The 6,224-nt window shown below is 34.8% G+C and carries 4 protein-coding genes; 3 read left to right on the forward strand and 1 reads right to left on the reverse strand.

Annotated elements, in window-relative coordinates; all coding sequences use genetic code 11:
• Window positions 1-9: 9 nt before the first annotated feature.
• Window positions 10-2,571: an OmpA family protein gene (locus H6589_07590; GenBank protein ID MCB9174456.1), complete on the forward strand. Its 2,562-nt coding sequence runs from the start codon at window positions 10-12 to the stop codon at window positions 2,569-2,571.
• Window positions 2,572-2,610: 39 nt separating this feature from the next.
• Here H6589_07590 and H6589_07595 read toward each other — a convergent pair whose 3' ends face one another.
• A complete protein-coding gene (locus H6589_07595) occupies window positions 2,611-3,003 on the reverse strand; it encodes a hypothetical protein (GenBank protein MCB9174457.1) in 393 nt (130 codons plus the stop codon).
• Between the two features lie 210 nt (window positions 3,004-3,213).
• On the opposite strand from H6589_07595, the gene H6589_07600 reads away from it, so the two are divergent.
• Window positions 3,214-4,104: a T9SS type A sorting domain-containing protein gene (locus H6589_07600; GenBank protein MCB9174458.1), complete on the forward strand. Its 891-nt coding sequence runs from the start codon at window positions 3,214-3,216 to the stop codon at window positions 4,102-4,104.
• A 140-nt stretch (window positions 4,105-4,244) separates the two neighbouring features.
• Window positions 4,245-6,224: methylmalonyl-CoA mutase family protein (locus H6589_07605; GenBank protein MCB9174459.1), on the forward strand; the 1,980-nt coding region annotated here is incomplete at its 3' end.

A 6,224-nucleotide genomic window follows, 5' to 3' on the forward strand; every position in this document is an offset into this window, starting at 1 on the left:
ACTATTATCATGCGTAAATTACTTTTAGCAAGTATTTTATTGTTATTACTATCTTCATTAAAATCCCAAGAATATATAGGAATACGCCAAAGCAACTACTCTGGTGTTTTAGGCCTTGATTACAACCCTTCTTCTATTGCTGACAATAGAATGAAAGTGGATATCGTGCTTTTTGGTGCTTTTATTCATGGTTATAACAACCATGCTTATTTCAATCCTAAATACATGCCTTACGGTTGGATTAACTCTTTCAACTATAACGACGAAAAAGCAAGATTATGGATGGACAACAAAGATTTGCAAAAATTTGTTTCTGCCGATTCTATCAGCAACTACCCAAATGCTCAAATATATGAGTTTGATGATGGTAGAAAAACACGGTCTGCATTTTTACAATCAGAAATTGATGTATTAAATGTGATGATATCATTTAATTACAAACGTTCTATTGGGTTTCAAATTAAAAACAGAACCATGTTTAACCTCGATAATGTAACTCCCGAACTTATACGTTTAGCAAGTAATGAATGGGACTACATGAGGTTGTTCAATTTAAATTTAAAAGACCAAAATTTAAATCTTTCGATGAACACTTGGAACGAATACAATTTCGCTTACGCACAAGTATTAAAAGACGATAACCAACACTTTTGGAAAATGGGTGCTAAACTTAAATTTTTGCAAGGAATTGGGTCTTTTTATTTGAATACCGATAATGTAGATTATAACATTATTGATGATACCACAGCTCTTTACATAAAAGGAGATTTTGATTATGGTTACTCCGATAATTTAGGTGGTTACATTGAAGGGACTGATAATGAAAAATTTGATGGAGGTGAATTATTAAAAAAATACTCTAATTGGGGATTAGGTTTTGATATTGGGGTTACGTATGAGTTCCGTCCAAAATATCAAGATTACAAATACGACATGGACAATAAAACCAATTTATGGCGTAAAGACCAAAACAAATACAAATTAAGAGTTGGAGCAGCCCTTAATGATATTGGTGGTATGAGATACAAAAAAGGAAGTTTGAGTAGAAATTTTAGTTTCCAAACAGGTGTTTTCGATTTACAAGAGTTTGATGGTGTTAAAGGTTTCCGTTCTTTAGATTCGAGTTTAATCGATTTATCAACAAGAGGCGATGTAACTTTTAGGGATGACGATGGTGAATTTTTTATGAACCTCCCTACACATGCTAATATTGATGTAGATTATAATATTTGGAGAAATATTTACGCAAATTATTACATGCGAATAAATCTATTATTCTATAAAGACCATAACGCCGTTCATTACCCGCACAATTTTGCATTAACCCCAAGATGGGACCATCGATGGTGGGGCGTTTCTATTCCTTTATCTTATAATACAACTTCAGGATTTAGATACGGTTTAGGCTTACGAGCAGGTCCGTTAGTAATAGGTACAGGAGATATGAAACCAATATTTGCTGCTGGTAGAGATACAAAACTAAGTGGAGCTGATTTTTATATCGCTTTAAAAATTCCTATTCTAAATCCAAAACCAAAAGATAGAGACAAAGATAAAGTTTCTGATAAATTGGATAAATGTATAGATGTTTATGGTGTATGGGCATTTAAAGGATGTCCTGATACAGATAATGATGGCATTCAAGATTCTGAAGATGATTGTCCGTTAGACAGTGGTTTGGTAGAATTTAAAGGTTGCCCTGATACTGATGGCGATGGGATTATGGATAAATTGGATAGTTGTGTTACAGAAGCAGGAATTCCAGAATTTAACGGTTGCCCTGATACCGATGGGGATGGTATAATGGATAAAGAAGATGATTGTCCAACAGAAGCTGGATTAGCAGAATTTAAAGGCTGTCCTGATAGCGACATGGATGGATTAAAAGACAGCGAAGACAGGTGTCCAATGGTTGCTGGACCAATATCTAACAAAGGTTGTCCATTAAAATTATTACATTTATTAGATTCATTAAATGAAATCGTATTAACAGATTCATTAGACCTTTCTGAAGATCATTTTATGTATAAAAATCTACCAAAAGATAAGAGTCATTTGTTTGAAATGGAGATTTCTGACGGAAATTACCCTCCATACATTGATATAGATTTAGTTAATAACGATTCCATATCAACGATAAGAGCTTTCAGAAAAGAAGATAACAGATATGCATATACCTTTGTTAAAAAAGGAGCTTCATTAGTATTATCAACTGAAGAACAAGAGGTTTTAAACACAGCCTTCAAAAACCTTGAATTCGAAACAGGTAAAGCAAAAATCAAAGAAACATCACTACCTTCTTTAATTGAGTTAGCCAATCTGTTAAAGAAAAAACCCGATTGGGGATTAAAAATTGAAGGGCATACCGACAATGTTGGTAAAGCTAGCAACAACCTAAAACTATCTAAATTAAGGGCTACTGCAGTAAAAGATTTCTTAGTTGAAAATGAAGTGGATGCAGCTCGTTTTGAAGTACTATGGTTTGGACATACAAAACCAATAGACTCAAACAAAACTCCTGAGGGAAGACAGAAAAATCGACGAGTTGAAATGACTGTAATTCAAAATTGATTCCAAAAAAAAAGCCGATTTAAATAAATCGGCTTTTTTTTATTCCTCTTTGAATTGATTTAACCATTCAATGGCTTTTTCCTCGTCTCTAAAAATTTTTGTAGGTGAATGCAATTTGTTAAACCTCATAAAAAAATTAGAAATTAACATTACGGGTAACGAAGCTCCCGATAAAAGTGCCATTGCAATACTCAATTCTCCAACTTCCTTACTCGACGAATACACTTGAGCCTCTTTAGTTACTTGCCAAACCTCTCTATTATCAACAAGAATTAACATTTTTTTACCTCCTTGCATCTCCTTTCTAACTTCAACTGTTTCAATAACAGTCTCTAAATCAACATTAGCATCCTTCTTTAAAATTAAATAAAGAATACCATCTCTAATTTCTAAGGTAGCTATTGAAGTTTCTATACAAGCATTTACATCCATAATTGGACTAAAATAAATATTTTATGTTAAATATCATAAAATATTTCATGCTCCTCGTTTTTATTAGATACTGATAATGAGTCTAATAAATTTAATTGGTTTATTTTTGTTAAAAAATCATATTTTATTAAAAAAATCTTAAAATACTTAACAAGTTATTAAATAATAACTCAAATCTGTTAAATTTACATAAACTTAAAACTTAAACTTATGATTAAAAAATTACTTTCTTTTAGTGCTGTTGTGGCATTAATCTCTGCAACTGCGGTTGCACAAACTAACCCTAAATTTGAAACATGGGGTCCTACTACAGTAGCATCTTCAAACCCTACAGGGTGGGAAACTTACAATGCTGATAATTTTGGTGGCCCTGTTGGAACAACAGCAGAAACAGCCGACCCAGGTGAAGGGTTAAAATCAGCTAGAATGGAAACTAAAACTGGATATGGTGCGGTTTTAGGTGTTGATACTCTAGGAGGAACACTTTCATTAAATGGTGATTTATTAAATAACAAATTTGTTAAAGGTATTCCTTATACGAGTAGACCAACTTCTGTTAGCCTTAAAATAAAAAATGCTCCAGTAAATGGTGATACTGCTGTTTTTGTTGTACAATTAATGCAAGCTGGTCAGTTACTAGGTATTGCAGGAACAAATTTATCATCAACATTAACTACTTGGACTCCTGGTTCACTTAATTTTACTTACTTATTAACTGGTGCACCAGATACCATGATAATTATTGCAAGTTCTAGTAAAGCTACTTTTTACAACACACCTAAAAAAGCTCAACCAGGAAGTACTTTTTGGTTAGACGATATCGTTATGAATTTCCCTGTTGGAGTTAAAGAAGCAATTTTTTCTGAAAGAGTGTTAGCTTATCCAAATCCTGCTTCTACAAGCATCAGATTTGATTTAAACAACAACAAAGCAACTGGAATTAGAATAACTGATATTACAGGTAAAGTAGTAAAAAATATTACTGTAACTAGCAACTTAGCTGATGTAAGTGTTTACGATTTACCTACAGGACTTTATATTTATCAAGTTTACAACAACGAAAATGTTGTTTACACTGATAAATTTACAGTTTCTAAATAATACAAAAGACCTATCTTTAAAAAAAGGCTACCATTGGTAGCCTTTTTTTGTTTAAATCAATTACGGCTATTATCTGTTTACTTTTTGCAAAAACAAGTCTATTTGATTAATTTCGCAAGGCTTTGATTAATGCATAATACATGGAACAAATAGAAAAATACACTCCAAAAAATAAAGTTAGAATAGTTACTGCTGCAAGTTTGTTTGACGGACACGATGCTGCCATCAACATTATGCGTAGAATTATTCAAGCAACTGGTGTTGAAGTTATCCACTTAGGGCACGACAGAAGTGTTGACGAAGTGGTAAACTGTGCCATTGAAGAAGATGCCAATGCAATTGCCATGACCTCTTACCAAGGTGGGCACGTGGAGTATTTTAAGTACATGTATGATTTGTTGAAAGAAAAAGGCTGCGAACACATCAAAATTTTTGGTGGCGGAGGTGGCACCATTTTACCTTCAGAAATTGAAGAATTGCAAGGATACGGAATTACCCGTATCTATCATCCTGATGATGGTAGAGAAATGGGCTTACAAGGGATGATTAACGATATGATTGAGCGTTGCGACAGTCCATGCCCATCCCTAACCCTTCCCAAAGGGAAGGGAACTGAGCAGTTACTTCAAGAAAAAGATGTTCCTACTATTGCGAGACTTATTTCGTTAGCGGAAAATCGTAATGAAGAATTTCAGTCCATTTTCTCCTCCCTTTCTGGGAAGTCGGGAGGAACTTCGCCTGTATTAGGTATTACAGGAACTGGAGGTGCAGGAAAATCATCATTGGTTGACGAATTGGTTCGTCGTTTTTTAATTGATTTTAAAGACAAAACCATTGCCATTGTTTCGGTTGACCCATCAAAACGTAAAACTGGTGGTGCGTTGTTGGGCGATAGAATTCGAATGAACTCTATCAAAAATGAACGCGTTTACATGCGTTCGTTGGCAACTCGCCAAAGTAATTTGGCGTTGAGTGCTCACGTTGGTGAGGCCATTCAAGTATTAAAGGCTGCCAACTACGATTTAATCATATTAGAAACTTCAGGTATCGGACAATCGGATACCGAAATAATGGATTACTCTGATGTTTCGTTGTACGTAATGACTCCAGAATTTGGTGCTGCTACACAATTGGAAAAAATTGACATGCTCGATTTTGCTGATGTGGTTGCTCTTAACAAGTTTGACAAAAAAGGCTCATTAGATGCCATTCGTGATGTAAAAAAACAATACAAACGAAACCACAATGCCTTTGAAATGGATGACGACGATGTTCCTGTTTACGGCACCATTGCTTCGCAGTTTAACGACCCTGGTATGAACACCTTGTACAAAGTGGTTATCGATAAAATAAAGACCAAAACTGGTGCTGCTTTAAACTCAACTTTTGAGGTTACCAAAGAAATGTCGGAAAAGATATTTGTTATTCCTCCTAGCCGAAACCGTTACTTGTCCGAAATATCGGAAAACAACCGTGGTTTCGACAAATGGGTAAATGTACAAGTAGAATTGGCGGATAAACTTTATGCTATCAACAAAACCATTTCTACGCTATGCCATGGTGAGCCTGTCGAACCATCAAAGCTTAATCACAAAGAAATCCTTCGACAAGCTCAGGAAGACAAAAAAGATTTATTTAAAATTTTAATTGCCGAGTTTGACAACATCAAATTAAATCTTGACCCAAAAAACTGGTTGATTATTGAAAACTGGGCTGCTAAAGTAGAAAAATACAAAAACCCCGTTTACAAATTTAAAGTTCGCGATAAGGAATTGAGCATTGAAACTCACACCGAAAGTTTGTCACACACACAAGTACCTAAAGTGGCTTTACCTAAATACAAAGGCTGGGGCGACGTGTTGCGTTGGAGTTTACAAGAAAATGTTCCTGGCGAATTTCCATACACCTCTGGTTTATTTCCGTTTAAACGCGAAGGCGAAGACCCAACACGTATGTTTGCTGGAGAAGGTGGTCCAGAACGAACTAACCGACGTTTTCACTATGTAAGTTTAGGAATGCCTGCCAAAAGACTTTCTACAGCTTTCGATTCGGTAACGCTATACGGTAACGACCCCGATTTACGACCAGATATTTACGGTAAAATTGGAAACTCAGGAGTT

It is taken from the genome of Flavobacteriales bacterium (assembly GCA_020635795.1).
Classification (GTDB): Bacteria; Bacteroidota; Bacteroidia; order Flavobacteriales_E; family Vicingaceae; genus Vicingus.

Bases quoted from the DNA above. Each gene is read 5' to 3' on its own strand.
- H6589_07590 (MCB9174456.1), top strand. From the start codon at position 10: ATGCGTAAATTACTTTTAGCAAGTATTTTATTGTTATTACTATCTTCA.
- H6589_07595 (MCB9174457.1), bottom strand. From the start codon at position 3,003: ATGGATGTAAATGCTTGTATAGAAACTTCAATAGCTACCTTAGAAATT.
- H6589_07600 (MCB9174458.1), top strand. From the start codon at position 3,214: ATGATTAAAAAATTACTTTCTTTTAGTGCTGTTGTGGCATTAATCTCT.